Raw genomic sequence first — 25,916 nt, forward strand, 5'->3', positions numbered from 1 at the left:
TGAGGTGTGTCTATGACTATTGAAGATTTAATCGAATTATATCCTACCGGAAGAATCCAGCAAACAAAAGCTTCTAGCGAATGGCTTTCACTACCGATTGCTGGAAGCTATTTTATCCTTGCTAAAGAAGCATTACAAGAAACAGAAATTCGTTTGTTAGAAACAATTTTCCCTTCAAAAGAATCAATTGTTGATCACAAAAAACATCCTTGGTATGACTATTTATTTAATCAAACAGCTCTAGAAAGTGACGGAACATTCCGCATCATTCAATTCCAAATCAAAAAGCCCAAAGATTTTTTACAGTCAGAATGGGAAAACAGTATACAAGAAATCTTTCCCAATTTTGAAGATTTTTTCTTTACTACCGAAAATGATGGCGCTTTAATTGAAAAATACTATAAAAATCATTACACTCTAGAAGATATTCAAAGTATCTTTTTAACTTTGGATGCTGACTTTGATTCATCCACAACTGCATTTGTTGGAAATTTTTTCCAAGCTAACGAACATTTGCCAAATTTATTTCAAGAAGAGCAGTATATTTTTAAACAAGAAGCACAAAACCTTCGGGGAAAATCTGCATTCTCATTACCCGATGTGGCTCTACATTATTTTACTAAAGAGGCCATGAACCAAAGCAAAATCATTACAACTTTTGCTAGCCAACTGGTTTTGACTAGTGAGATTCGACAAATCATTCTTGCTCTTTGGCATAACCAAGGAAATATTAGTTCTACTGCTAAAGATTTGTATATGCATCGCAATACCCTCCACTATCGCTTGGAAAAATTTTATGAACAAACTGGTCTTTCTTTAAAACGTATGGATGATCTTGTATTTTGCTATTTATTAATCACAAAATAAAAACACAAAAGGACTGAGATATATCTCAGTCCTTAATATCCATATACTCTCTGCTTTTTTACATCATTTCTTCTACAAAGGTAACCAAGCGATCTTTTAAATTCTCAGTATTGCCTTTTAATGATTCCCCGTAAGAAGAGATTTTCTTTCTGCCGTCTTTGACTTTGCCTAAAATATTCATCATAGAATCAAGCTCATCATCAGATAAATCATCTACAATTCCTAGCAATTTTTCATTTCCACCAAATTTATCGTTCACGAATTTTTTTGCCTTGAAACGATTCGATACATGGTAAACTTTTTTGACGATTTTCTCAGATGCGATCACGGCAACTGAAACACTTGCTACTGCTGCAATGCCTAAGCCAATACTAATTTTTGTTGATGTTTTCATTCTTTTCAGCTCCTTCTTACTATCTATCATAATGATAACACACTCTTAAAAATTGCGGTAATAAAACAAAATCGTCTACTATTTAGTTCCTACGATTGTTTCCTCCAAATAAAATAATCAGACGAAGCAGTTGTAAAAATGTAGCTAAGGCCGCGGCTACATAGGTTAAAGCTGCGGCAAATAGAACTTTCCTTGCCATCGGTACTTCTTCTTCTGTCAAAATATTTCCATCTGACAGAATCTTTAGCGCTCGTCTTGACGCATTAAATTCTACCGGCAATGTAACTAATTGAAAAAGTAACGCCAACGAAAAAGCGAAGATTCCAATATTGATCAACGTCTGATTCCAGCTAAACAAGACACCAATTAAAATAATTGGAAAAGATAACGAAGAACCAAAATTAGCTACAGGAACAATCGCCGCACGTATTTTTAACGGACTATAGCCAGTATGATCTTGTACCGCATGTCCACATTCATGGGCTGCAACACCAATTGCTGCAACAGAAGTTGACTGGGCTGTTGCTTCTGATAAACTTAAAGTCTTATTCCCAGAATTATAATTATCAGTTAAATTACCATTAATTTGTTGAACGCCAACATCGTTGATCCGTTCTTTTTGCAAAATATATTGAGCCGCTTTTGTACCCGTCACTTTATTTCGACTTTGGATTTTATCGTATTTTTTAAATGTACTATTTACATAAGCAGATGCAGCCATTGAGATCAGTAACCCAACAATAACTAGAATATAGGTTGGATCAAACATTGCATAAAAAGGCATCATATTCTCATTCCCCCTGTCTTTCTTCTATTGTATCACGAGTTTCTAAAAAAAGTGTAACTATACCTTGACGAATTTATGAACTCTCACAATTGCCACTCTAACAAAATTGTCACATTATTATAAGCCAATTCTATGGCATCTTGATTAAAAAAAAGGCATACTACATAATAAGAGGTGACGATAATGAAAAAAATACTACTTTTCATCCTACCATTCGTACTTTTGTCAGTTGCGGTTGGGTTTGGCTATAATTATTATTACGGTGGTAAAGACTACTATACTCGAGTGGGAACACCTGATGAAATAAAAACAGGGAAATTCGACAATGGCGAGAAATATACAGAATATGATTATACTCAAATTGCGTTTAATAAACAAGGTGAAAAAGACGTCCAAGTACTAAGAGAAATTCGTGAGAAACCCTTACGAATAAATGCTTATTTAAAATTGAAAGTCAATCCTAAAAAAGGTGTACTAAGCTGGGAAGAAGTGCCTGAAAACACAATCCCTAAAAAAGCACTTGAGCAACTAACTGATTGAACCCTATTGAATCATTAAGAAAGCACTTCATCACAAAGAATGAAGTGCTTTTTAGCTATAACTGATTACTGATTTTTTCGATATTTTTCAAAACGATCGAAACTGTTCCGTCTGGGTTATTTACAAATTCAATCAAATCCCCATTACGATAAACCTCAATTGGAACAATCAACTCAATACCATTACTCATTTTTAATTTTTGCTTCCCAAATTTTTTCTCTGAAATCTCTCTTGCTTCTCGAACTGGCGGTGTCTTATCAACAAATTTTGACTCATTGACTTCATCTTGGTAAGCCATCCGAGCTGAAATATTTTCTTTAAACACTAATTCAGCTATTTGTTCATTATCAATTGTGCCAGTTTCTTCAATACTTTCATACACAGCCTCTTTGACGGACGCAATTAGTTCAAACTCATCTTCATTAAATTTTTTTCCAATTCGTTTTACCGCTTTTTTTATTTCTTTCATGTTTTCTTCTATAGAAGGTGCTGGTTGTGATTCAATTACTTTTTCTGAAAAATACCAAATTTTTTCGCCAGAAAATTCATAACGCTTTTCTAGTAACTCATATGCTAAAGTATCTAGATTAACCGTCATACCTTCATCTGGTTTTTGTGATTTTGAAGGTAAAATCGCTCGATTAATGATCAATTTATTGAAGACAGCTTCATCTTCATAATCCACATAATGCGTGTAACTTTCTTTATAGTTCAATTTGATCATAGCTAAATGCATCACAGTATCCAACTCGTATAAAATAAACAGAACATCGGCACTTGGTGCATCTTCACTGCCTGAGTATACATCATACCAGTGTTGCGCTAATAGCTGACTTTTTTGAACAAAATCATTGGGAATTCCTCTCATCTTATCCACAAACATACTTTCTTCAGCTAAAATACCCGTTTTTGTTTGGGCAGTTGATAATTTTGTTATTTTACTCGTTAGATAGACCCGAATATACTCTGTTGTTAAATCTAATTCCTTTGCTGAAAATACCGGAGTTCCGGTTTCACGATCAATAATATGCAAAATAGCACTTTTTAAATAAATATCCATCTGACATTCTCCCTTTTCTTAAACCCTATTTAGTCTACCTGAAAGAAGAAAAAAAGCCAACTATTTTCTTAAAAGAAAAAAGAGATAACAAAAAAAATAAGACAGTTAGACACCGTCTTACTTTTTAAATAAAATAATTTTATTTCATTGACTAACTTTCTTTCACAAATAATTTACCTGTCACTTCATCCACAGGATCAAGCTTATTAAAAATACCTTTTCTTCTAAAAATATACGTTAAAATAAATGGAACAACAACGGCAATTATCATGGCACCAAAAAATGCTAGGTAATACTGTGGTACGATTGACAGAATTCCTGGTAGCCCACCAACACCGATACTGATTGCTTTAACATTCAAAAGAGTAGCGAATAGTCCGGCACAAGCAGAACCAATCATTCCAGCCACAAAGGGGTATACATATTTTAAGTTGATTCCAAACATTGCAGGTTCCGTCACACCAAGGTAGCAAGAAATCATCGCTGGAATCGACACTTGCTCTTCCTCTTTATTTCCTCTATGCATGAATACAACAGCCAATACGGCAGACCCTTGAGCAATATTTGATAGTGCGATCATTGGCCATAAATTGGTAGATTGAAAATCAGCAATCAATTGCAAATCGATCGCATTTGTCATGTGATGCAGCCCCGTAATGACTAATGGCGCATACATGAAACCAAATACGGCACCGAATAACCAGTTCATTGACGAAGTTAAACCTGCATTTACGATATCTGATATCCAACTACCGATGGCCCAACCAATTGGTCCTAAAATGACATGAGCTGCCATAACAGTTGGAACTAAAGCAAATAACGGTACGAAAATCATAGAGACTGCTTGTGGAATAACTTTTCTAAAAAATAGTTCTAAATAAGCGAGTAAAAATCCAGCTAGCATAGCTGGAATAACTTGCGCTTGATAACCGATCATACTCACTTGGGCAAATCCAAAGTCCCAAAACGGAATATCAGCAGCAGCTGTACTTGCTACGTCATAAGCATTTAATAATTGCGGTGATACTAATGTAATCCCCAAGACAATTCCCAAAATCTGCGTTGTTCCCATTTTTTTAGTAATACTCCAAGTAATACCAACCGGCAAGAATTGAAAAATTGCTTCACCAATCAGCCATAAAAACGAATTGACACCACTCCAAAATTGTGAAACCTCAACTATTTTCTGTCCATCTAAAAAGCTAAATGGAATCCCTTCCAACACATTACGAAAGCCTAAAATCAGCCCACCGATCACTAATGCTGGAATCAAAGGTGTAAAAATTTCAGCTAAAACAGAAATTACTCGCTGAATCGGATTAAGATTTTGTTTAGCCGCAGCTTTTCCTTGTTCCTTGGAAACGCCTTCAAGTCCGGATATAGTTGAAAACTCATTATAAAATTGCGGTACCTCGTTTCCGATGATCACTTGAAATTGTCCAGCATTTGTAAATGTCCCTTTTACCGAAGGAATTTTCTCAATCGCCACAGTATCTGCTTTACTAGGATCATTTAACACAAAACGCATTCGAGTTGCACAATGTGAAACAGCAGCGATGTTTTCTTTGCCCCCTACATTCTCTAACAGTTTTTTTGCATCTTCTTGAAACTTACCCATTTCCTTTGCTCCTCTCAAGTAACTTGTATATACAATTAACTTTATGTTTGTATAATACTTTATAATTTAAATTTTTACAAGCGTTTTCTTTTGAAAAAATACTTTCTGTTGCCCTCATTGCTATAGAATAGAAAAAGAATTTTCTTATTACTGGAAAATATTCCGTAAAATGGTACACTTGGATTTATCAAATAAAATAAAAAATACTGTACGATCATAGTATTTTTCCCGAGGAAAAGATGAAAAAAAATAAAATTGTGATTAAAGTAAAGAAACGTTTATCAGCGGTTCAAATTATAGCTCTGGGGTTTATTGTGTTAGTTTTTGTTGGCGGAACGCTGCTATCTTTGCCGATATTTTCACGTAGCGGCCAATCAACACCTTTTATCGACGCCTTATTTACTGCTGTTTCGGCTGTTTGTGTAACTGGTCTAACTACTCTCAATACAGCTTTGCATTGGAATGCTTACGGACAACTACTTATTATGATCTTGATTGAAATTGGTGGCTTAGGCTTTATGACAATGCCCGTCATTTTATATTTTATTCTGCGTAAAAAGATTACGCTGAGTACACGTATATTATTGCGCGAGGCTCTTAATTTAGACGATATGTCTGGTGCCTTCCGTTTGATGATGTATGTGGTTAAATTAGCTACTGTCATTCAATTAGCCGGGGCTGCGCTACTTGCAATTGAGTTTGTGCCAGAATTCGGCTGGAAAAAGGGGTTGTTTTTTGGACTTTTCCATTCGATATCTAGCTTTTGCAACGCTGGTTTTGATTTATTAGGGGATAGCTTGACGCCTTATCAAGCGAAGCCTTATGTTTTATTTGTGATTGGTTTCTTGATTATTTCTGGCGGACTTGGTTTTATTGTTTGGCAAGATCTATTGCAGTTTAAAAAGAAACGAAAATTCTCTTTACACACGAAAATTGCGCTCATTACGACTGGATCATTGTTGCTTGGAGCATTTGCCATCTTTTTCCTAACTGAACACAATGCCAGTCAGTTAACAACTGGAACAAATTTTTTTGATCGACTGGCCAATACTTTTTTTATGTCTGTCACCCCAAGAACTGCTGGTTATTATTCGATCGATTATATGCAGATGACTAACGCCGGATTGATTACGACAATCTTTTTGATGTATGTCGGCGGGACATCCGGCTCAACAGCTGGTGGTCTAAAAACAACAACATTTGCTGTATTGGTCATTCAGATCGTCTCTATTTTTAAAGGTAGAACACGAGCAGAATTTCAAGGACGAACAATCCGAAACAGTACCGTATTTCGCGCACTGACACTATTCTTTATCACATTGACTTTGTGTGTACTTTCAATCATGCTTTTAACAATCACCGAACACATCCCAGAAACTTCTGGGATTGAATATGTTGCCTTTGAAGTCTTTTCAGCTTTTGGTACAGTGGGTTTGACTATGGGGCTGACACCTGAACTTACTGGTATTGGAAAAGTGATTATCATGTTATTAATGTACATCGGACGTGTGGGTATCTATACTGTTGGCTTCTCACTATTAACGAAAGGACAAAAACAACAAGCGAAATTTAAATATCCAGATGAAAGTGTTATGATCGGATAAAAAAGATAAAATCCCAAAAAGAAATGCGCTCAATTGATAAATTTTCTAGCGCATTTCTTTTTGAGGTTTTTTATTTCATTTTCCAATTATTATAAATATATAAATAAAAAAATCCCACCTTCAAAAGAAGATGGGAAAAGGAGTTTTACTCTAAAGAGTAAAATGAAAAAATAAAAAGGGTTGTTGTTGGTATGATTTCATAATAACTTCAAATAAATGAAAGTTCAAGCAATAAGACTCGGAGACAAAATTATTCAAAAGCAAAAAAAGAACGATTCAATTTAAATTGAATCGTTCTGAAATTTTAAATTAGTTTTTTACAATGTTTACTGCTTGTGGTCCACGTTGACCTTCTTCAATATCAAATGATACGCTTTGGCCTTCGTCTAAAGATTTAAATCCGTCACCTTGGATTGCTGAAAAATGAGCGAATAAATCTGTTCCGTTATCTTGAGTAATAAAACCAAAACCTTTGTCTGCGTTAAACCATTTCACTGTACCTGTATTCATAAATGTGTTCCTCCTAGTGCTTTTAGCACGATTAATTTTTGCAATACCTTTGTGATAAAAAAAGAGGAATTAAAACACCCTTACGAATGAAATGACCTATTAATTTAAATTACAATTATACTACATTTCCTATTATATGACCTTACTGGCTGAAAGTCTACATAATTCTTTAATTATGAGAAAATACTCATTTTTATCCGTCACTCAATAGAAAATCCCATTTCATTTGAAATGGGATAAGGATAGTTATTTGTTAAGGTATTGATTTTTCAGACTTGTTAAGTCTACTATATAACAGCTATACATGCAAACATATTTTTCAAAAATCTATTTTTTTGTGTAATAAATACGACCTAACGCAATCGTTGTTAATAAGAAAACTCTATGGTCTTGTCTGTCATCAATTTCAATATGGTACTCATCTCCACCTAACGTTAACTTTCTTTTATCAATATCGCAAAGAATTTTATCTTGCATAGAAATAATGTATAATATGTTGACATATTCCCACGTCAGCATACTAAGCACTTGTTCTATTGTTTCACGACTCCAATTTAAAACTATAGGGAGAATTTAAATCGCTCATCTATAGCTATCCTTGGAATTTCAACCCGAGTAGAGATCATTACATAAATTTTCTTAATTTTTTTAAATATTCTTTATTTCACCGACTCACTATATTAAGATTAAATGAAGCAACCAATTCAGAACGATAAAAATCAGTTATTTTAAACAGTAACTTTATTTAACGAAGGAGAGTTTCAGATGATTAAAAATATTGTTTTTGATATGGGAAATGTTTTGATTTCATACAAGCCTAAGGACATGCTAAAAAAAAAACTAGCGGATGAAGATGATCAAGAAATATTGTTCAATGAGCTATTTCATTCTGTTGACTGGCTTAAATTTGATAGAGGTACTATAAGAAAAGAAGCATTCAAGGTTAACGTTTCTCAACGTGTACCTGCCCATCTAAAAGAAGTAGCATTTGATCTTTTAGATAATTGGTATAAAGAGATTCATCCTATTAACGAAATGGAGTCTATCATACATGCTCTAAAAGAAGAGGATTTCAACCTATATATTTTATCCAATGCGTCTTCAGATTTTCATTATTTTAAAACAAAAATTCCAAATTTTAATCAATTCGATGGAGTGTTCTTATCATCAGACTGGAAAATGCTTAAACCGGAAAAAGAAATATATCAAGCATTTTATTCCCATTTCAACTTGAATCCATCAGAATGTTTTTTTATTGATGACATGCCTGCCAATATTGAGAGTGCTTCAAATACTGGTATGAATGGGTACGTTTTTAAAAATGATTTCCAGCAATTAACCGCTACTCTTAACGCTTTAAATCAATAACCAGAGACTTTAATCAAGTAATCAAAGACAAATAAAACGACCGAAAATCACAACAACTATTTTCGATCGTTTTATTTAATTTTATCGGAATTATTATCTTTATTTCTTCGGTTCGTCCTCGTCCATTTTCAGAACTGCCATGAACGCTTCTTGCGGAACTTCCACAGATCCAACTTGTTTCATACGCTTTTTCCCATCTTTTTGTTTTTCCAACAACTTACGTTTACGTGAAATATCTCCACCATAACATTTAGCCAAAACATTTTTCCGCAACGCTTTGATTGTTGAGCGAGCAGTGATTTTTTGACCGATTGCAGCTTGAACTGGCACTTCAAATTGCTGGCGTGGAATTAATTTTTTCAACTTCTCAACGATTACTTTGCCACGTTCAAAAGCAAAATCTTTATGCACAATAAAACTCAATGCATCGACTTTCTCTGAATTCAACAGAATATCCATCTTAGACAGATTACTCTTGCGGTAACCAATCATCTCATAGTCTAATGAAGCATAGCCTTTTGTACCAGATTTCAAACGGTCAAAGAAATCATATACGATTTCTGATAAAGGCATATCGTAAATAACGTTCACTCGGTATTCATCTAAATAATCCATCGTCACAAATTCACCACGTTTGCGTTGTGAGATTTCCATTACAGCACCTACATATTCATTAGGCACCATGATCGTTGCTTTAACGTATGGTTCTTCTACAAAATCAACACTGCTTTGATCCGGAAATTCAGCTGGATTATCTACTACGATTTTCGTCCCGTCTGTTTTAGTCACATGATAAATTACGGACGGCGCTGTCGTAATCAAATCAAGATTAAATTCTCGTTCTAACCGTTCTTGAATAACATCCATATGCAGCAAGCCTAAAAATCCGCAACGATACCCGAAGCCTAAGGCCTGAGAAGACTCCGCTTCAAATTGCAACGCAGCATCATTTAATTGTAACTTTTCTAACGCTTCACGCAATTCAACATAACGCGAATTGTCGATTGGGTACAATCCGCAATAAACCATTGGATTCATTTTACGATAACCAGCTAATGCCTCTTTTGCAGGATTATTGGCTAAAGTAACCGTATCCCCAACTTGCGTATCGCGAACTGTTTTGATAGCGGCAGTAATATAACCCACGTCACCAACCATTAGAAAATCACGACTGATTGGTTTTGGTGAAAAGATCCCTACATCTGTTACTTCAAACGTTTTGTTATTATTCATCATCATGATCTTATCACCAGGCTTGACAACGCCATCCATGATCCGTACATTCAAAATAACCCCACGATAGCTGTCATAAACAGAATCAAAAATCAACGCTTTCAAAGGTGCTTCAAGGTCACCTGTCGGCGCTGGAACCAAATCAACGATTTGTTCTAAAATATCCTCAATCCCAATCCCCGCTTTGGCACTAGCTAAAACTGCATAACTGGCATCGATCCCGATTACATCCTCGATTTCTGTGCGGACACGCTCTGGATCTGCTGCAGGTAAATCGATTTTATTGATCACTGGAATAATTTCCAAATCATTATCCAAGGCTAAATAAACATTTGCCAACGTTTGCGCTTCGATACCTTGCGCTGCATCAACGACTAAAATCGCACCTTCACAAGCTGCTAAACTTCTTGATACTTCATACGTAAAATCCACATGTCCAGGAGTGTCAATCAAATGAAAGATATAATCTTCCCCATCTTTTGCTGTGTAGGTTAATTCAACAGCATTCAATTTGATTGTAATCCCACGTTCTCTTTCTAAATCCATCGCATCGAGTAATTGGTCCTGCATTTCACGATCCGAAACAGTTTCAGTTTTTTGTAAAATCCGATCAGCTAGTGTGGATTTTCCATGGTCAATATGAGCAATAATGGAAAAATTACGAATTTTCTCTTGTCGTTGCTTCATTTCATTTATTTTCATTAATAGTCCTCATTTCTTTTATGAAAAGCTGTATGAGCTTGTGATTTCATTCAATGATTTATTCGCTCATCGCTCAGATCATTTTCAATCAGCACTACCCATTATAGCAAGATTTCCACTAGAATTAAAGAACTTTCCTGTGCTTCCATGTGGCTTTTAATTATCTCATGATCTCTTTCATCATTTTACAACAAAGCAAATGAATCCATAATAGACAAACATTTAATCGCTCTTTACCATTTTTTAGTAAGTATTACTCTATTTATTCGACTTTTTTTGATATACTAGTCTTAGAAAAACTAATTGGAGATGGAAAAATGGACCAAAAAGAGTTCAAAGATAATTTAGAATTAAAAGTTGTCGACGAAAAATATGTTGATCAATTCAATGAATTGTTAAGCTATGTCTTTCAATTTACTGAAGCTGATTTAGAAGAAAGTGGCTATGAAAGTAAAAAGGAACTGATCAAATCAAAACAGCCGATTTTAGAACAGTCAAAAGTTTTTGGTTGGTTTTATGATAATCAACTCATTTCTCAAATAGCAATTTATCCTTGTGAGGTCAATATTCACGGTTCACTTTTCAAAATGGGCGGAATTACCGGTGTTGGAACTTATCCAGAATATGCCAATCATGGCTTGATGCAGGATTTGATTCATCTCGCACTAAAAAATATGCGAGAAGATAAACAATGGATTTCTTATTTGTATCCTTATAATATTCCTTATTACCGTCGAAAAGGCTGGGAAATCATGTCTGATAAGTTGTCTTTCAGAATTCGTGATACGCAGTTACCAAGACAAGTTAACATGCCAGGGATGGTAGAACGTGTAAGTGTCAGTCATGAAGATGTCTTTACTGTCTATGCAAAATTTGCCAGGCAAAATCATGGTGCCTTGATTCGCAGCGAATTTAACTGGGAAGAATACTGGCGCTTTGAAAATGAAGATGAACGAACTGCCGCCATCTATTATGGTGCAAACCAAGAACCCTTAGGCGTCCTTTTTTACTGGGTCGCTGAAGATGTTTTTCACATCAAAGAAATGTTTGCCATCAATCAGGAAGCACGCAAGGGTTTATGGAATTTCATTGCAGCTCATTTTTCAATGATCGATTGGGTTGAAGGCGATATTTACAAAAATGAACCATTAGCCTTTTTATTAGAAGACAGTCAAATCAAAGAAACGATTGAACCCTACTACATGGCTAGGATCGTTGATGTAAAGGAAATGTTATTGGCTTACCCTTATAGCAGTACGGCAAAACCTTTTCATTTTGTAGTGAATGATCCCATTGCGGAATGGAATAACGGTGTCTTTAGTTTATTATGGGATGAAGATGATCAGGTTTCTATAACAGACGAACCGCTAGGACAAGCTGTGCATATCGATATCCAAACTTTGACTTGTTTATTGATGAATTATCGGAGACCTTCTTACTTGCATCGTATCGAGCGCCTAGCGACAGATAAAGAAACCTTGAATTCTTTGGAACGGATTTTACCCGATCAAGAAGCTTACTTTAGTGATTATTTTTGATTGGTCTCATTAACTCAATAATGTGAAAAAAATTTTGCTGGAGGAAATTGCACATGAAAATCTATTTTGCTGGACCGATGTTTGCAAAAGCAGACTTACTTTATAACGAATACTTGGTTAAAAAAATTCGTGACTTAGCTGATTCAATTGAGGTCTACTTACCACAAGAAAATGGCGCGATCAATGATAAGACAGCTTATGCTGATAGTAAGATGATTGCACTAGCCGATACTGAAAAAGTACTAGAAAGTGACCTACTGATAGCCGTTTTAGATGGGCTTACGATCGATGCAGGCGTTGCTTCTGAAATTGGTGTTGCGTATGCCAAAAACATTCCAATGATTGGTCTATATACAGATACTCGCCAACAAGGTGCTGACAATCAAAAAAAATTGCAAGCTTTAGGAGATATAGCTGAAAATCAATTTCATTATCTTAATTTATATACAGTCGGCTTAATAAAATTAAATGGTTCCGTTGTAACTAATGAGCAAGATTTCTTAGCCTTAATAAAAAAACAATTAGCCAAATAATTGAACGACATGATTTAAAATACAAATAGCGGAGGCTTTTATATGAAATTAGACTTTGAGGATAAACAAGAAAAAAGTGCTTTTTATTTTTTATTAGCATTTGGTTTTATTACATTACTCGTCAACATCGTCAAAACTTTTATAGTGCAACCAACAGAACAATATGTGCTATTGACTGTTGAAATGATTGCCGGAATTGCGGTAATTTTCTTACCCTTTGTGTTTACAAAATTTACTGGACTGGTTTTCCCAAAAATGGTCCGTCTTTATTATTGGTTTTTCATTTGGATCGCAGTTTTTCTTGGGACTGGTTTACGTTTGATTATTATTGTCCCCTTTTGGGATAAAATATTGCACGCCGTCAGTCCGATTCTACTAGTAGCTGTGGGGTATGCTATCATTGGTTATTGCCTTCGTGATGCCGATTTTACTAAAGTCAGTCCTTGGTTATTTATTATTATGGGCTTTGCTTTTGCTGGTCTAGCTGGTGTTTTTTGGGAGTTTTGGGAGTTTCTTTGTGATTCACTTGGAAATATGAATTTACAACGTTATATGACAGAAGCTGGTCAACCTTACATCGGACGAGAAGCGTTGATGGATACGATGGGTGATTTATTCACAAATACGATTGGGGCATTGATTTTAACCGTTTATAGCTTTACACAACGTCACAAGCCAGAGTATTTTAAAGCTTATGCTTTCAGAAAAGTGAAGAAATAAAGTGAAAAAGGGGGCTGAGATATAACTTTTCGAGTTATATCTCAGCCCCAAGTAATCCGTATAAACGGTGGGAACAGAAGCAATCTCTACACTTCGCTTCGATCACATCAAATTCTAAGTGCTAAAGCACTAAGATTTGAAGGTTTCGGAAATAAGCTGAAATTCACAAAAATTTGAAGAGCAATTTCCGTGAATTTCAGCTTATTTCTCGGGATTAAACACTCCTGTCCCAACCTCTCCTAAAATTCGACTTAAGAGTGGTCAAAAAGCAGCCCTTACAGTTATTCTACTTCTAACTCAACAGAAATATTACCTCTAGTTGCTTTTGAATAGGGACACACTTCATGAGCCGCTTTGACTAATTCTTCAGCTGTTTCACGATCAACATCATCGATTTTTACTGATAACACGACGCCAACTTGAAACCCAGATTGTTCATCACTAAATAGTGAGACAGTCGCCTTCACAGTACTTTTAGAGGTGATCTGTTTTTGTGCCATTACAAGTTCCAATGCACTATTGAAGCAAGAACTGTAAGCTGCTGCAAATAATTGTTCCGGATTTGTTTTATTTTCTTGGTGTGGACCAGGAGATGTCACTTGATAACTAAAAGATTTGTCTGGTGAGAAAACTTCCCCTTCTCTTCCGCCTGTATTGATGATTGTTGTTGAATAGATTTTTTTCATGATTTTTTCCTCCAATTCCTATTATCATAACCGCATCGTACAATTAAATTGTACACAACATTTATAACGATGTACAATAGTTTGCTTCAAAAAAATTACAGTTACTAAAAACTTCAAAAAGTTGGCATTGGAACAATTCACTCTTTTTGAAGCCTTTTGGTTCATATACTAATGATTGATTTCACCAATTTGTTTACTTAGAGAGTTGATTTGTTCAATCAATAAAAAATAATCTTTTTCATCAAAATCAAGTTGATTTAAACACCCTTCTACTTGATCATAAATCTCCATTTCTAATAGACTCGCTTTTTCTGAAAGCGAAATGATCACGATTCGCTCATCTTCTGGCAATCGATCGCGATGAATGTACCCATTTTTTTCCATTCTTTTCAGCATGGGCGTCAATGTTCCTGTATCAAGCGCTAGTTTTTCACCAATATCCGAGATTCTTTGATCTGAGTATTCCCACAAAACGAGCAATACTAAATATTGGGGATAGGTTAAATGAAATGGCTTCAACGCCTTTGCATACATTCTATTGAATTGTTTTGAGGCTGTTTGTAAAGAAAAACACAGCTGTTCTTCTAATCTTCTACTTTTTTTATCCACTGGATCCCTCTTTTAAATTGTTGATATAATAGTTAGATTCTACACAATATCGGTTTTAAAATCAATTTTTTGTACTTTAAAAAAATTGAGATAGCTTTACAAAAAGCTACCTCAATTTCCAATTTATTCTTCTATCGGTTCATTTTTAAACACCAATTGTTCATTCAATAAACTAATCGTTACTTTTGTTTTTGGCAATACTCGTCCTGAAACGATTTCTTTTGCTAAAGGTGTTTCAACTTCTTTTGTAATGAACCGTTTCAATGGGCGTGCACCATATGCTGGATCATAACCACTCTCTGCGATCCAGGTTTTTGCCTCATCAGAAATGACTAATTCAATTTCTTGATGCTCTAAACGTTTCGCTAATTGAGCTGTCATTTTGCCGATAATGCCTTTGACATTTTCTAAGCTTAGCGGTGTGAATAAGATTGTATCATCGATTCTATTTAAAAATTCTGGTTTAAAGTTGCCTCTTAAAATCGTCATTACTTGTTCTTCAACTTCTTCTGGTATTGTCCCTTCTGACGTTACACCTTCAAGTAATAGTTGCGAGCCAATGTTACTTGTCATAATCAAAACAGTATTCTTGAAATCAACGACCCGTCCCTTAGAATCAGTCAGGCGACCATCATCTAATACTTGGAGTAAAATGTTGAACACATCTGGATGTGCTTTTTCGATTTCATCTAATAAAACAATTGTATAAGGGTTTCGACGAACGGCTTCTGTTAATTGACCGCCTTCTTCGTAACCGATGTAGCCTGGAGGTGCTCCGACTAAACGAGATACACTGTGTTTTTCCATATACTCACTCATATCGATTCGAACCATATGATCTTCCGAATCGAACAGATCTTCTGCTAAAGCTTTAGCAAGTTCTGTTTTCCCAACACCTGTTGGTCCTAAGAATAAGAAGGAACCTAATGGCCGATTCGGATCTTGTAAACCAGCACGTGAACGAATCACAGCATCGCTAACAGCATCTACTGCTTCATCTTGCCCAATAACACGTTTATGAAGGGTTTCATTTAATTTCATTAGTTTTTCACGTTCGCCTTCAACTAGTTTTGTTACCGGAATACCTGTTAAACGGCCAACCACTTGAGCAATTTCATTTTCAGTCACCGCTTCTTGTACCATGCGTACATTGTCTTTCGCATTTTTAGCTTCAAGTACTTTTAGTTCCTCTTCTAATTGAGGAATCGTTCCATGGCGGAGTACAGCTGCTCTTTCTAAGTCATAATTGTTTTCGGCATCTTCAAGTTCATGTTTAGCTTTATCAATTTCGCCACGCTTGTTGCTGACAGCATTGACTTCTTCTTTTTCAGTCTCCCATTGCATCTTCATCGCATTGGCTTCTTCACGAAGATCTGCTAATTCTTCTTGCAATGCGTTCAATCGTTTTTTGCTAGCATCATCGGATTCTTTTTTCAAAGCTGCTTCTTCGATCTCTAATTGCATCAATCGACGTGTTACTTGGTCGAGTTCAGTTGGCATAGAATTCATTTCAACCCGGATCGTTGCACTCGCTTCATCAACTAAATCAATGGCTTTATCTGGTAAAAAGCGATCCGTGATATAACGATCTGACAAAGTTGCAGCTGCGACTAAGGCATTATCGTGGATATTTACGCTATGATGGATTTCAAAACGTTCTTTTAAGCCACGTAAAATACTAATTGTGTCTTCAACAGTTGGTTCTTTTACTAGAACTTTTTGGAAACGACGTTCTAATGCTTTATCTTTTTCCATGTATTGACGATATTCATCTAATGTTGTGGCACCAATCAAATGTAGTTCTCCACGAGCCAACATTGGTTTTAATAAATTACCAGCGTCCATACTACCCTCTGTTTTACCAGCACCAACAATATTATGAATTTCATCGATGAATAGGATAATGCGTCCTTCACTTTTCTTCACTTCTTTTAAGACTGCTTTTAGACGTTCTTCAAATTCACCACGGAATTTAGCGCCAGCGATCAATGCCCCCATATCTAAAGAAAAGATTGTTTTGTCTTTTAAATTTTCAGGCACATCTTTACGGACGATTCGTTGTGCCAATCCTTCTACGATTGCTGTTTTACCCACACCTGGTTCACCGATCAAAACAGGGTTATTTTTTGTTTTACGAGAAAGAATCCGAACGACATCACGAATTTCTTCGTCACGACCGATAATAGGATCTTGATTGCCGCTTTTCACTTGTTGGACTAAATCTACCCCATATTTTTCTAATGCTTTGTATTGTTCTTCTTGATTTTGAGAAGTCACACGATCTCCCCCTCTCATGTCTTCGATATTTTTGTGTAGTTCTTTTTCAGTGATTCCTTGACTTGTTAGATATTTAGTCAAACGATAATTTTTTAGTTTCATCAATGCTAAAATCACGATTTCTGTTGCTAAAAATTCATCTTGAAATGATTCACGTAGCTTATCTGCTTCAGCTAATAAGTTGAACAGATTTTGACTCATACTTTGACCATATTGAACATTGCTGCCTTGTATACTTGGATATTCGTCGATTGCTTGATCTATTTCACGTTCAAATGCTTCTACATCAACGCCAGCATCTGTATAAAAATTACGACCAAAATGATTTGGCTGTAAAAAAATCTTCCATAAATGAGCAATATCGATTTCCTGATGATGACGAGTAACCGCAACCTGTTGCGCCTCAGCAATAGCCTCTTGTAATGTCGTTGTCATTTTTTCGATGTTCATAGAATTACCTCCTAAATTTAAAAGCTGAACAGGCTCACTTAGCTCCGACTGAAAAATAGGAAAAATCGACTGTGACGTTTTTTGTCACATTCTATTTTTATCTTTTTTCTGAGGAGCTAGCCTGCGAAGCTAGATAGCGTTAAAAGCGGAACAAATCGGTTAATCCTGTAGAAAATTAGGAAATTAACATTGAAACGTTCTTTGTTTCACTGGTAATTTGTCTATTTTCATAGGAACTGATTTGTGCAGCTAGATAATGTTAAAGCGCAGCGAGCTCATCCAGCTCTGACAGAAAAATAGGAAAATATAACTGAGGTGCTTTTTGCCTCATTTATATTTTATCTTTTTTCCGAAGAGCTAGCCCGCGCAGCTAGATAATGTAAAGTGGAACAAGCTTGTCCAGCTTTGACAGGAAAAAATATCTATCAATCTCCACTCTCTAAATAGTATCCCTAATTTATCAAAAAGACAGTAGGTCTTTTGTACTATTTATTCAAAGTCTAAAGTCTGATTAATTTTGACCTTATGAATTTATTATACTCATTTGGTCAATAAAGGTCAAATAAAAACCATTGAATTTTGACCAATGTTTCTACTTAATTTTATCATACAACTTATTCATTTTTTCGCAACTATTATTATCGCTCAAACAAAAGAAGAAGGTATAAAGTCTAACACGCTTTACTCCTTCTTCATCTATTAATATGATCTTTTTTATTTAATAAAAAAACCTTCTATTTTTTCTTTTTCATTGATCGAGATTGTAAAGACTCTTTTCTCTTTTTCATATTTGGCAACTAAAACAACCACATAAAAATTGTCTTTCTTTTCAACAGTACTTTTATCAACTGTTTCAAACGGTCCTGATTTTTCAAGAACTGGTGCAATAGCTTTCTCAAAATCCGCTCTATTCAATTGTTCTAGCATTTTATCAGAAAAGGATTCACTAGCTTTATCATAATTCCCATCATTGATCAATGTTACAATTTCCTCAGCTTTAGCTGTCATTTTATTTGAAGTCTCTTGATCGACTTTTTCTCCGCAAGCGGTTAAGATCGTCATTCCAATAAGGATCGTGATTACTGATGATAAGACTTTTTTCATTTTAGGACACTCCACTCTTTTTTTAATTTTCTAACATAAAAACCTAAGCCTATCACAATGATGCCAAAAAGGCTTTCCGTTAAGATGAGTGATAGACTCCCAGAATATTGTGCAATCGCAATCACTGAATCAATCAGTCCGTGTAAAACTATTGCAAACCAAAGATAGTGAAGCTTTTGTTCTTCAACACTTTTCATTACAATTATTGATAATTCTACATGGAAAGTTATTGCAATTATTCTTTCTAAACTCCCCCACAAAAAGTCACTAGTTGCAATCTCTGGATGCACTGGACTTATTAAATAAATGAGAGCGTTCATCCCTAAAAATAAAAACGCTTCAATTCCGCCATGCCCTAGACCAAAAAATACAGCTGTTTGAAAAGAAGCATACGCTTTTAAACAATAGTTCATCATGACATATCGACCCACTTCTTCAAAAAGTCCAGCAGTAAAAGCTAGAAAAAGAAGGTAAACAATTGGATGCATCGTTTGAAAAAGATTGAATTCTAAACTATTCTTTGACAAAAATTGTAATAAAGGAAGCCTAAGGACTAATTGGAAAATTATGAATGTCAAAACACCTAAAAGAAACGCTTTTACATAGCTACGTTTGACTAAACAATAGCTCAAGATAACTATTGGAAGAATCCCACCCACACTTAACGCTATCACAGCACTAAACAGTTCACTCACCTCTTTTCATGTACTTCTTCAATAAAAGTATACATCTTGGTGCGCATTCTGTAATAGTTCTGTTCACAAGTGGTTCTTTTTCGTTCACAAGTGGTTTTTATTGAGTTTCAATGTTTGAATCAAATAAGGGTGCTCTATACATGTTTCTATCATTAAATTTGGCGAGTGATTAACTATTTGCTCTAAGGAAAATAGTCCATAACCTCTTTGATTCCACTTACTTTCTTTGCTGGATTTAGATTTGCGAAACATTTGATCAATCGGCAGAATATTTTTTGGACAACTATTTTTTGCGACAAAAATCTGATTGTCTTCTACTTCAAAAAACGCAATGATCAATTCTCTCTCATCAGATGCTTCTGCGGCTTCGATAGCATTGTCCACTACGATTGAAATACTTCTGATAAAATCAAGCAGATCAATATAAATTTCTGTTATTTCTTCTGGTATATCCACTGTGACATTCAAGTTTTTTTGACAAGCATCTATAACTTTGACACTCAACACACTTTTGATTTCAACAATTTTTATTTTCGTTAATTTAGTCAATTCAAGTTCTTTATTAGAAATAATCTTTGAAGTTGGTTTGATTACTTCATAATACACCTGCTGAATCGAATCTAAATCTTTTGAACGGATACTTTCCTCTAGAGAAAGAAGCACGTTCGAATAATCGTGACGAAAAGTCGCCAATTCTTCGTGTAAGATTTCCAACTTCTCTGTATATTGCTTCATCTCATAATATTCAGATTCTTTTTGCTTTGCTAAGAGTTTCTTATTTGTTAATTTAAAACTATAATAAAAGAAAAAAAGTGCCAATCCAAACGCAACAAACAACAAAGGATAGGCTAATGGCTCAAACTGCCAAAAATAATGCTGGAAAAAAAATGATGCAGGATTGAATGCCATAAAAAGAAAAAAATTACAAATCAGGATGCAAACAATACTTAAATACAGCATTGGGCTTTCAACCAAATAAGCAAATACTCGGCTGATTTTCTTTCGGAGTATCATGATTAAGCAAAACATAAACAAAGCAACAACCAATGGGAGGACTATAAAACTTGAAAAATAGGTTGGAAATTGAGAATAGATTAATAACCACGTAAAGATTTTATTCAATTCACTTTGTAAAAAAGTAATCAAAAAGACCGTTACCCCAGAAAAATATATATTTTCAACGATAGATAGTTTATGTTGCTTTTGCCTTACCCCTAAGTAAAACAATAGTAAAAAAATAGTAACGACTGAATAGATATTGTATCCACTACTATTAAAAAAGCCTGTTACAATTGTCAAAATAGTATTCAAGATAAACAGTCTGCTCCAAGCTATTTTGCTATTGATCAACTCTAAATAAAATATAAAATAAACGAATCCTATTACTAAACTTGTACTTATTATTATCCCCATAACCATTGACCAACCATTCTCGATTTTTTACAAACCTGTTATCCAGTGATCACACACTGATTTCAACATTCGTCTTGAAACTGGAATTTTCATTCCATTAGATAAAATCAATTCCCGTTGAGTATGATCTATTTCCCCAATTTTATCTAAATTAACAACATAAGATTGATGACAACGCATAAATTGACTCTTGCTGGTTTCGATTTCTTTCAGTTCACCATAAAAGCGCAGCGATCGTTGTTGGGTGAAAAGGGCTAAGCGATGCGCATCTGTCGTCATTGCGTAATAGAAATCTGAAACAGGTACTTTTATTGTTGCATGACTGTTACTAACGATCAAATAATCATCGATCACTTGTTTTTGATTCAACTCCTGATATTTAATCAGACATTTTTCGATTTCTTCTTTCAAAATTGCTGGTTCAGTCATTTTTTCTATAAAGGCCAAGGCAGAAACCATATATTGATAGGATATCGGAGCAAATTCTGAATGTGTCGTTATAAAAACAATTAATCCTGTATCATCAATCATACGAATTTTCTTAGCAACCTCAAATCCATTATATACAGACTTTTTGATCTCGATATCGAGAAAATAAATGTTTGGCGATATTGAGTTGGGGATCTGTTCTAAGATTTGTTCGCCTTTTTTGGTAACAAATATAAACTCATAACTAACATTTTTTTCCTCACAAATGTCGGTTATGATGCGCTTTAACGCTTGTGCCTGAATAACATCATCTTCCAAAACAAAAATACTCATCTATTCTCACCCCTCGATCAATCAACGCTATAATTTTTTCAAACTAATTCAATTATACTAGCTTTTTTATAAAAAAACAGCGCAAGATAAACAAAATAAAAACAGAGAGGAAAATTTAGTAACCATTTCCTCCCTGCATTTATTTAGCAAAAATCTTCACTCATAAAATCGTTCTTACTATAATAATTCCCCAAAACGCTTCACATAGATTTTTTTTACGACCATAACCAATAGCAAATAACTTACTATTGTTAAACCTAGCCAAGCGAAATAATTTAATGGCAATCCTGTTAAGCCTAAACTTTCTCCAAAGCCTGTAAAGGGCAAAATTGTCCCGACCGCAATCCCTAATGAAGTAATTGTCGTTAGAATAAATGATGCGCGACTTTGTAAAAATGGAATCTTAGGTGTACGCAAGGTATGAATCACCAATGTTTGTGACCAAAGTGATTCAACAAACCACCCTGCATGGAAAATGGCAATAAAGGTTGCTTGTTGGGCTGGTGCTAAATCATGATAATTTCCGCCAACTAATTGGGGACAGATAACGAAATACATTAATAAGTAAGTCGTAATGTCAAAGACTGAACTAGTTGGTCCTAACCATTTCATGAAGGAACCGATTTTCGATGCATCCCATTTTTTGGGTTTTTCTAAATAGTCATCATCAACGTGATCCCAAGGAATCGACATACAAGAAATATCATAAATCAAATTCAAAAACAGCAATTGTAACGGTAGCATTGGTAAAAATGGTAAAAAGATACTAGCAACTACCACCGAAAACATATTACCAAAGTTTGAACTAGCTGTCATTTTAACATATTTCATGATGTTTCCAAATGTAGTTCTCCCTGCTAATAAACCACGTTCAAGGATCATCAAATCCTTTTCTAGCAAGATGACATCTGCCGATTCTTTTGCAATATCAACAGCCGTATCAACAGAGATGCCAACATCTGCTTCTTTCATTGCTGGTGCATCATTAATCCCATCTCCCATGAACCCAACAGTATGACCTGACTCTCTTAGAACTTGAACGATTCTTGTTTTTTGTTGCGGGGTTAATTTCACAAAAATATTATATTTTTCTGCAATCATTTTTAGTTCAGAATCATTCATTCGTGCGATTTCGCTTCCAGAGATCAACTCTTCATGGGCTAATCCAACCTGCTTACTCACTGATTTTGTTACTAATGCATTATCACCGGTTAAGACTTTGACCCCTACTCCGTGATTTTTTAGTGCTTCTAATGCAACTTTAGTCGTCTCTTTGGGTGGATCAAGAAAGGCAAGATAGCCGATCAAAACCATTTCATTTTCATCTGAGACAGAAAATTCATCGATTGTTGCAGGATTTGTTTTTTGGGAAACAGCAAGTACACGTAAACCGTCCTCGTTTAATTCTTCAACTGTTTTTAATAGCTCTTTTTTCAGCTCTTCTGTTAAAGGTGTTACTACGCCTTGATAGTCAACATAGCTAGAAATTTCCAGCATTTCTTCAACAGCACCCTTTGTGATCATTTGCGTTTTTCCAGTATTGTCTTCAATCACGACACTCATACGACGACGTTTAAAATCAAAAGGAATTTCATCTACTTTTCGATACTCAGAGGAATCGATTGAAAGTTCAGTTTTTGCTGCATCAATAATAGCGACATCCATTAAATTTTTCAATCCAGTTTGATAATAACTATTAAAAAAAGCATGGCGTAATACGCGATTGTCTTCTTTTCCATCACAATCTAAATGATATTCTAAGATAATTTTATCTTGCGTTAATGTTCCTGTTTTATCTGTACACAAAACATCGATTGCACCAAAATTTTGAATAGCATTTAGATTTTTTATGATCGTTCCTTTTTTGGCCATTCTTGAAGCCCCTTTGACAAGATTGGTTGTCACGATCATTGGCAACATTTCAGGTGTTAGTCCAACTGCTACTGATAACCCGAAAAGAAAGGCGTCAAACCAATCTCCTTTTGTTAAACCATTGATTAAAAAAACAGCTGGTGCCATGACTAACATAAAACGAATCAATAACCACGAAGTTTTACTAATACCTAATTCAAAATTCGTTTGAGGATTTTTATCAGAAACATCTTGCGCCACTTTACCAAAAAGTGTATCATCTCCCACAGAAACAACTATACCTTCAGCACTACCACTAATTACATTACTGCCCATAAATACAATATTTTCATATTCTGTTTCTGAACTGCCTGCTTTTAGTTTATAGTCTGCTCTTTTTTCTACAGGGTAACTTTCCCCTGTCATAGCTGATTGTGAAACGAATAAATCTTTCGTTTTCGTTAAACGAATATCGGCTGGAATCATATCTCCTGCTGATAATTTTATGATATCACCGCAAACAATTTCTTCGATTGGAAGCTCTACTGTCTGTTTTCTACGAACAACAGTGGCTGTAACCTTGACCAAATTGTTCAATTTTTCAGCCGCTTGATTTGATTTAACCGATTGAATTAGTGTCATTGTACCACTGATCAAAACCATTGCTAAAATAATCAAGACACCGATGAGATCACGATCTTCAGGTGGTGCAATCACATAATCAGTGATAAATGAGATGATTGCCAACGTGAGTAAAACGATTGTGAAGGGTGTAAAATAAGCTTTGATTATTTGAACAATCAGAGGCGTTTTTTTACCATGTGAGATAATGTTTTCCCCAAACGTTTCTCTCGATAAGACTGCTTGTTGATGTGTTAGTCCTCGCTTTGAAGAATTGAAATAGGTTACGATATTTTCTGCTGAATTTCTTGCAAAATATTCATAAGATTGGTTCTTTTCTTTAGTTAATGTTATTCTTTTTTCCATTTGTTTTTCCTTCTTTCTAAACTCTTACCAATGAGATAATAGATGATCGCATAGCGATTTAAGTTATCTCAATGCTCAGATATTCAATCTTTTAAGAATCGGACCAATGGAAAAAGAGGTATGCTTATCGGAGTAAGTTTCTGAACTGCCCTAGAAACAAATAGACAATAATAAACTTATCTTCTTTAAAAACAGGGTTCTTTTTACAAAGGTCCTTGATCATCTGACTACTGTCATCCATTTGTTTCCATCTCCTTTAGCGTTATATATCTAATAAATTTAAATAATTCGATTTTCTTATTAGTGTAGATTCTTTTCTCAAATGTTTTTAAGACGACATTTCCGTCATTATAGGCTTGTCCTATACTTTGATATCCAAAATGTTCATAAAAACCCCAAGCCTGCATACGCCCGTTTAGAATTATGATTTGGCACCCCATAAGTTCTGCTACTTTTTCAGCAAATTCAAGTAATTTTTTTCCAATACCAAAGCCTTGATGCACTTCATTAATAGCTACTTGTTTGATTTGCCCTATTGTTCTACTCTTTTTTGAAAGAATTAATGTTCCCACAACATTTCCTTCGATCATAGCTGTCATATGAATATCTTTTTCTTCGTTCAAAGGCAACTCTTTGATCCATTCTTTACCAGCACTAGACTTAAGCAATTCGTTTCTTAATTGGACTCCTGCCCAATAGGCTTCACTATTCCAATTGATAATTTTAACCATCACTGTTTTACCATCTTGATTCCTCCGTTCTTTTAGTTAGTCATTTGATTGATTTCTATAACTTCTGAAAGCTGAGACAACTCAGAAATAATCGTATTGATTGCTAGACTACCATTTCTTGTAGCCTCAATTTCCAAAAACAACCGGACTTTTTTTCCAGCTAAATCTGTACAAGAAAATTTAGTGAATGTTAGACAGTACTTATCTAACAACTGGATAATCTCAGTTCTAAGCATGACTTCACTGCTGTTACTAGCAATAACAGAAAGATAATGAATTGTCTCTGTTTGATCGTCTTCTCTTTGAACTGTATAATCATCTATTTTGAAAGATAAATTTCTCAACAGGATGTTCACTAACATTAAGATAACAGCACAAACTACGCCTTCTGTTACAAATCCAGCACCAATCATACTGCCCACAGCTGCTGAACACCATAATGTTGCTGCGGTATTGATGCCAGTTACGCTAAATCCTTCTCGTAAAATCACTCCCCCGGCAAGAAACCCAATACCACTGACGACTTGAGCCGCAATTCGTGTTGGACTATTGTCATCTTGAATCAGCGATGATAGCGAAACGAACTGACATGAACCAAACGTTACCAAAGTCATCGTTCTCATACCAGCCAACTTTTTTCGCCATTGTCTTTCCGCACCGATGATCATTCCTGCAAAGATACTCGCAACAATATTAATTAAAAATGCATAGGCTTTCTCCTTTCTTCGGTTTGTTTGTTTTCAGCTCGTTACGTCCCTCTCTTCGATCGACAAGTACTGTTCAACATCTGCTCTGCTAATGGCAATCGTTGGGTTTCAGTACGTCGGGCACTTCTCTCTCTTCGATCGACAAGTACTGTTCAACATCTGCTCTGCCA

Annotated in this window: 24 protein-coding genes; 7 read left to right on the plus strand and 17 right to left on the minus strand. The window is 35.0% G+C overall.

Annotation, left to right across the window (positions count from 1 at the left end; all coding sequences use genetic code 11):
* Positions 1 to 12: 12 nt before the first annotated feature.
* Positions 13 to 867 carry a helix-turn-helix domain-containing protein gene (locus tag IGJ55_RS09560; protein ID WP_430606240.1) on the plus strand — a complete coding sequence of 285 codons (855 nt, stop codon included), beginning with the start codon at positions 13 to 15 and terminating at the stop codon, positions 865 to 867.
* 58 nt (positions 868 to 925) lie between these two features.
* Here IGJ55_RS09560 and IGJ55_RS09565 read toward each other — a convergent pair whose 3' ends face one another.
* Both IGJ55_RS09565 and IGJ55_RS09570 read right to left on the minus strand, forming a co-directional pair.
* Positions 926 to 1,261, minus strand: coding sequence for a hypothetical protein (locus IGJ55_RS09565; RefSeq protein WP_069640869.1), 336 nt, complete (start codon positions 1,259 to 1,261; stop codon positions 926 to 928).
* 82 nt (positions 1,262 to 1,343) lie between these two features.
* The gene (locus IGJ55_RS09570) at positions 1,344 to 2,048 is read right to left on the minus strand and encodes a zinc metallopeptidase (protein ID WP_429949603.1); all 705 of its coding nucleotides are present in this window, start codon (positions 2,046 to 2,048) and stop codon (positions 1,344 to 1,346) included.
* Positions 2,049 to 2,231: 183 nt separating this feature from the next.
* Between IGJ55_RS09570 and IGJ55_RS09575 the strand changes: the two genes are divergently transcribed.
* Complete coding sequence (locus IGJ55_RS09575; protein ID WP_069640870.1) at positions 2,232 to 2,588, plus strand: YxeA family protein; 357 nt, start codon at positions 2,232 to 2,234, stop codon at positions 2,586 to 2,588.
* Positions 2,589 to 2,643: 55 nt separating this feature from the next.
* Here the strand turns inward: IGJ55_RS09575 and IGJ55_RS09580 are convergent, their stop codons facing one another.
* Complete coding sequence (locus IGJ55_RS09580; protein ID WP_429949601.1) at positions 2,644 to 3,648, minus strand: nucleoid-associated protein; 1,005 nt, start codon at positions 3,646 to 3,648, stop codon at positions 2,644 to 2,646.
* A gap of 151 nt (positions 3,649 to 3,799) precedes the next feature.
* Positions 3,800 to 5,266: a PTS system trehalose-specific EIIBC component gene (gene treP, locus IGJ55_RS09585; protein WP_430606241.1), complete on the minus strand. Its 1,467-nt coding sequence runs from the start codon at positions 5,264 to 5,266 to the stop codon at positions 3,800 to 3,802.
* A gap of 239 nt (positions 5,267 to 5,505) precedes the next feature.
* On the opposite strand from treP, the gene IGJ55_RS09590 reads away from it, so the two are divergent.
* Positions 5,506 to 6,870: a TrkH family potassium uptake protein gene (locus IGJ55_RS09590; protein ID WP_069640873.1), complete on the plus strand. Its 1,365-nt coding sequence runs from the start codon at positions 5,506 to 5,508 to the stop codon at positions 6,868 to 6,870.
* Between the two features lie 309 nt (positions 6,871 to 7,179).
* Here IGJ55_RS09590 and IGJ55_RS09595 read toward each other — a convergent pair whose 3' ends face one another.
* Positions 7,180 to 7,380, minus strand: a complete 201-nt coding sequence (locus IGJ55_RS09595) for a cold-shock protein (RefSeq protein ID WP_010761095.1) — start codon at positions 7,378 to 7,380, stop codon at positions 7,180 to 7,182.
* A 327-nt stretch (positions 7,381 to 7,707) separates the two neighbouring features.
* On the minus strand, positions 7,708 to 7,899 hold the full coding sequence (locus tag IGJ55_RS09600) for a hypothetical protein (protein WP_430606242.1): 192 nt from the start codon (positions 7,897 to 7,899) through the stop codon (positions 7,708 to 7,710).
* 246 nt (positions 7,900 to 8,145) lie between these two features.
* Here IGJ55_RS09600 and IGJ55_RS09605 point away from each other — a divergent pair, with 246 nt between their 5' ends.
* On the plus strand, positions 8,146 to 8,748 hold the full coding sequence (locus tag IGJ55_RS09605; RefSeq protein ID WP_430606243.1) for an HAD family hydrolase: 603 nt from the start codon (positions 8,146 to 8,148) through the stop codon (positions 8,746 to 8,748).
* Between the two features lie 99 nt (positions 8,749 to 8,847).
* On the opposite strand, the gene lepA is transcribed toward IGJ55_RS09605, so the two are convergent.
* Entirely contained in the window at positions 8,848 to 10,683 is a 1,836-nt protein-coding gene (lepA, locus tag IGJ55_RS09610; RefSeq protein WP_430606245.1) for a translation elongation factor 4, read from the minus strand.
* A gap of 317 nt (positions 10,684 to 11,000) precedes the next feature.
* Here lepA and IGJ55_RS09615 point away from each other — a divergent pair, with 317 nt between their 5' ends.
* From IGJ55_RS09615 to IGJ55_RS09625, 3 genes are read left to right on the plus strand one after another with little or no spacing between them, the layout of a single operon-like run.
* Complete coding sequence (locus tag IGJ55_RS09615) at positions 11,001 to 12,221, plus strand: GNAT family N-acetyltransferase (protein WP_430606246.1); 1,221 nt, start codon at positions 11,001 to 11,003, stop codon at positions 12,219 to 12,221.
* A gap of 53 nt (positions 12,222 to 12,274) precedes the next feature.
* Positions 12,275 to 12,754: a nucleoside 2-deoxyribosyltransferase gene (locus IGJ55_RS09620; RefSeq protein WP_430606248.1), complete on the plus strand. Its 480-nt coding sequence runs from the start codon at positions 12,275 to 12,277 to the stop codon at positions 12,752 to 12,754.
* 42 nt (positions 12,755 to 12,796) lie between these two features.
* Positions 12,797 to 13,474, plus strand: coding sequence for a hypothetical protein (locus tag IGJ55_RS09625; RefSeq protein ID WP_069639991.1), 678 nt, complete (start codon positions 12,797 to 12,799; stop codon positions 13,472 to 13,474).
* A 281-nt stretch (positions 13,475 to 13,755) separates the two neighbouring features.
* Here IGJ55_RS09625 and IGJ55_RS09630 read toward each other — a convergent pair whose 3' ends face one another.
* The 10 genes from IGJ55_RS09630 to IGJ55_RS09675 form a co-directional block, all read right to left on the minus strand.
* The gene (locus IGJ55_RS09630) at positions 13,756 to 14,160 is read right to left on the minus strand and encodes an organic hydroperoxide resistance protein (protein WP_069639990.1); all 405 of its coding nucleotides are present in this window, start codon (positions 14,158 to 14,160) and stop codon (positions 13,756 to 13,758) included.
* 168 nt (positions 14,161 to 14,328) lie between these two features.
* Positions 14,329 to 14,769, minus strand: a complete 441-nt coding sequence (locus tag IGJ55_RS09635) for a MarR family transcriptional regulator (protein ID WP_207120553.1) — start codon at positions 14,767 to 14,769, stop codon at positions 14,329 to 14,331.
* 123 nt (positions 14,770 to 14,892) lie between these two features.
* Positions 14,893 to 17,496: an ATP-dependent chaperone ClpB gene (gene clpB, locus IGJ55_RS09640; protein ID WP_429949593.1), complete on the minus strand. Its 2,604-nt coding sequence runs from the start codon at positions 17,494 to 17,496 to the stop codon at positions 14,893 to 14,895.
* A 714-nt stretch (positions 17,497 to 18,210) separates the two neighbouring features.
* Positions 18,211 to 18,600, minus strand: coding sequence for a DUF3887 domain-containing protein (locus tag IGJ55_RS09645; RefSeq protein ID WP_069639987.1), 390 nt, complete (start codon positions 18,598 to 18,600; stop codon positions 18,211 to 18,213).
* The gene (locus IGJ55_RS09650; protein ID WP_069639986.1) at positions 18,597 to 19,295 is read right to left on the minus strand and encodes a YhfC family glutamic-type intramembrane protease; all 699 of its coding nucleotides are present in this window, start codon (positions 19,293 to 19,295) and stop codon (positions 18,597 to 18,599) included. Before IGJ55_RS09650 ends, IGJ55_RS09645 begins: the two co-directional genes overlap by 4 nt.
* An 84-nt stretch (positions 19,296 to 19,379) precedes the next feature.
* Positions 19,380 to 20,606: a GHKL domain-containing protein gene (locus tag IGJ55_RS09655; protein WP_069639985.1), complete on the minus strand. Its 1,227-nt coding sequence runs from the start codon at positions 20,604 to 20,606 to the stop codon at positions 19,380 to 19,382.
* A 129-nt stretch (positions 20,607 to 20,735) separates the two neighbouring features.
* Positions 20,736 to 21,470 (minus strand): LytR/AlgR family response regulator transcription factor, encoded by a 735-nt coding sequence (locus IGJ55_RS09660; protein ID WP_069639984.1) that lies wholly within the window; start codon positions 21,468 to 21,470, stop codon positions 20,736 to 20,738.
* A 177-nt stretch (positions 21,471 to 21,647) separates the two neighbouring features.
* On the minus strand, positions 21,648 to 24,308 hold the full coding sequence (gene mgtA, locus IGJ55_RS09665) for a magnesium-translocating P-type ATPase (protein WP_430606250.1): 2,661 nt from the start codon (positions 24,306 to 24,308) through the stop codon (positions 21,648 to 21,650).
* Positions 24,309 to 24,541: 233 nt separating this feature from the next.
* Positions 24,542 to 25,039: a GNAT family N-acetyltransferase gene (locus tag IGJ55_RS09670; protein ID WP_430608152.1), complete on the minus strand. Its 498-nt coding sequence runs from the start codon at positions 25,037 to 25,039 to the stop codon at positions 24,542 to 24,544.
* A 32-nt stretch (positions 25,040 to 25,071) separates the two neighbouring features.
* Positions 25,072 to 25,737, minus strand: coding sequence for an MgtC/SapB family protein (locus tag IGJ55_RS09675; protein ID WP_207121882.1), 666 nt, complete (start codon positions 25,735 to 25,737; stop codon positions 25,072 to 25,074).
* Between the last annotated feature and the right edge of the window lie 179 nt (positions 25,738 to 25,916).

Source organism: Enterococcus sp. AZ170 (assembly GCF_050545135.1).
Lineage (GTDB): Bacteria > Bacillota > Bacilli > Lactobacillales > Enterococcaceae > Enterococcus_L > Enterococcus_L ureilyticus.

Bases quoted from the DNA above. Each gene is read 5' to 3' on its own strand.
- IGJ55_RS09560 (WP_430606240.1), top strand. From the start codon at position 13: ATGACTATTGAAGATTTAATCGAATTATATCCTACCGGAAGAATCCAG.
- IGJ55_RS09565 (WP_069640869.1), bottom strand. From the start codon at position 1,261: ATGAAAACATCAACAAAAATTAGTATTGGCTTAGGCATTGCAGCAGTA.
- IGJ55_RS09570 (WP_429949603.1), bottom strand. From the start codon at position 2,048: ATGATGCCTTTTTATGCAATGTTTGATCCAACCTATATTCTAGTTATT.
- IGJ55_RS09575 (WP_069640870.1), top strand. From the start codon at position 2,232: ATGAAAAAAATACTACTTTTCATCCTACCATTCGTACTTTTGTCAGTT.
- IGJ55_RS09580 (WP_429949601.1), bottom strand. From the start codon at position 3,648: ATGGATATTTATTTAAAAAGTGCTATTTTGCATATTATTGATCGTGAA.
- treP (WP_430606241.1), bottom strand. From the start codon at position 5,266: ATGGGTAAGTTTCAAGAAGATGCAAAAAAACTGTTAGAGAATGTAGGG.
- IGJ55_RS09590 (WP_069640873.1), top strand. From the start codon at position 5,506: ATGAAAAAAAATAAAATTGTGATTAAAGTAAAGAAACGTTTATCAGCG.
- IGJ55_RS09595 (WP_010761095.1), bottom strand. From the start codon at position 7,380: ATGAATACAGGTACAGTGAAATGGTTTAACGCAGACAAAGGTTTTGGT.
- IGJ55_RS09600 (WP_430606242.1), bottom strand. From the start codon at position 7,899: ATGCTGACGTGGGAATATGTCAACATATTATACATTATTTCTATGCAA.
- IGJ55_RS09605 (WP_430606243.1), top strand. From the start codon at position 8,146: ATGATTAAAAATATTGTTTTTGATATGGGAAATGTTTTGATTTCATAC.
- lepA (WP_430606245.1), bottom strand. From the start codon at position 10,683: ATGAAAATAAATGAAATGAAGCAACGACAAGAGAAAATTCGTAATTTT.
- IGJ55_RS09615 (WP_430606246.1), top strand. From the start codon at position 11,001: ATGGACCAAAAAGAGTTCAAAGATAATTTAGAATTAAAAGTTGTCGAC.
- IGJ55_RS09620 (WP_430606248.1), top strand. From the start codon at position 12,275: ATGAAAATCTATTTTGCTGGACCGATGTTTGCAAAAGCAGACTTACTT.
- IGJ55_RS09625 (WP_069639991.1), top strand. From the start codon at position 12,797: ATGAAATTAGACTTTGAGGATAAACAAGAAAAAAGTGCTTTTTATTTT.
- IGJ55_RS09630 (WP_069639990.1), bottom strand. From the start codon at position 14,160: ATGAAAAAAATCTATTCAACAACAATCATCAATACAGGCGGAAGAGAA.
- clpB (WP_429949593.1), bottom strand. From the start codon at position 17,496: ATGAACATCGAAAAAATGACAACGACATTACAAGAGGCTATTGCTGAG.
- IGJ55_RS09645 (WP_069639987.1), bottom strand. From the start codon at position 18,600: ATGAAAAAAGTCTTATCATCAGTAATCACGATCCTTATTGGAATGACG.
- IGJ55_RS09660 (WP_069639984.1), bottom strand. From the start codon at position 21,470: ATGAGTATTTTTGTTTTGGAAGATGATGTTATTCAGGCACAAGCGTTA.
- mgtA (WP_430606250.1), bottom strand. From the start codon at position 24,308: ATGGAAAAAAGAATAACATTAACTAAAGAAAAGAACCAATCTTATGAA.
- IGJ55_RS09670 (WP_430608152.1), bottom strand. From the start codon at position 25,039: ATGGTTAAAATTATCAATTGGAATAGTGAAGCCTATTGGGCAGGAGTC.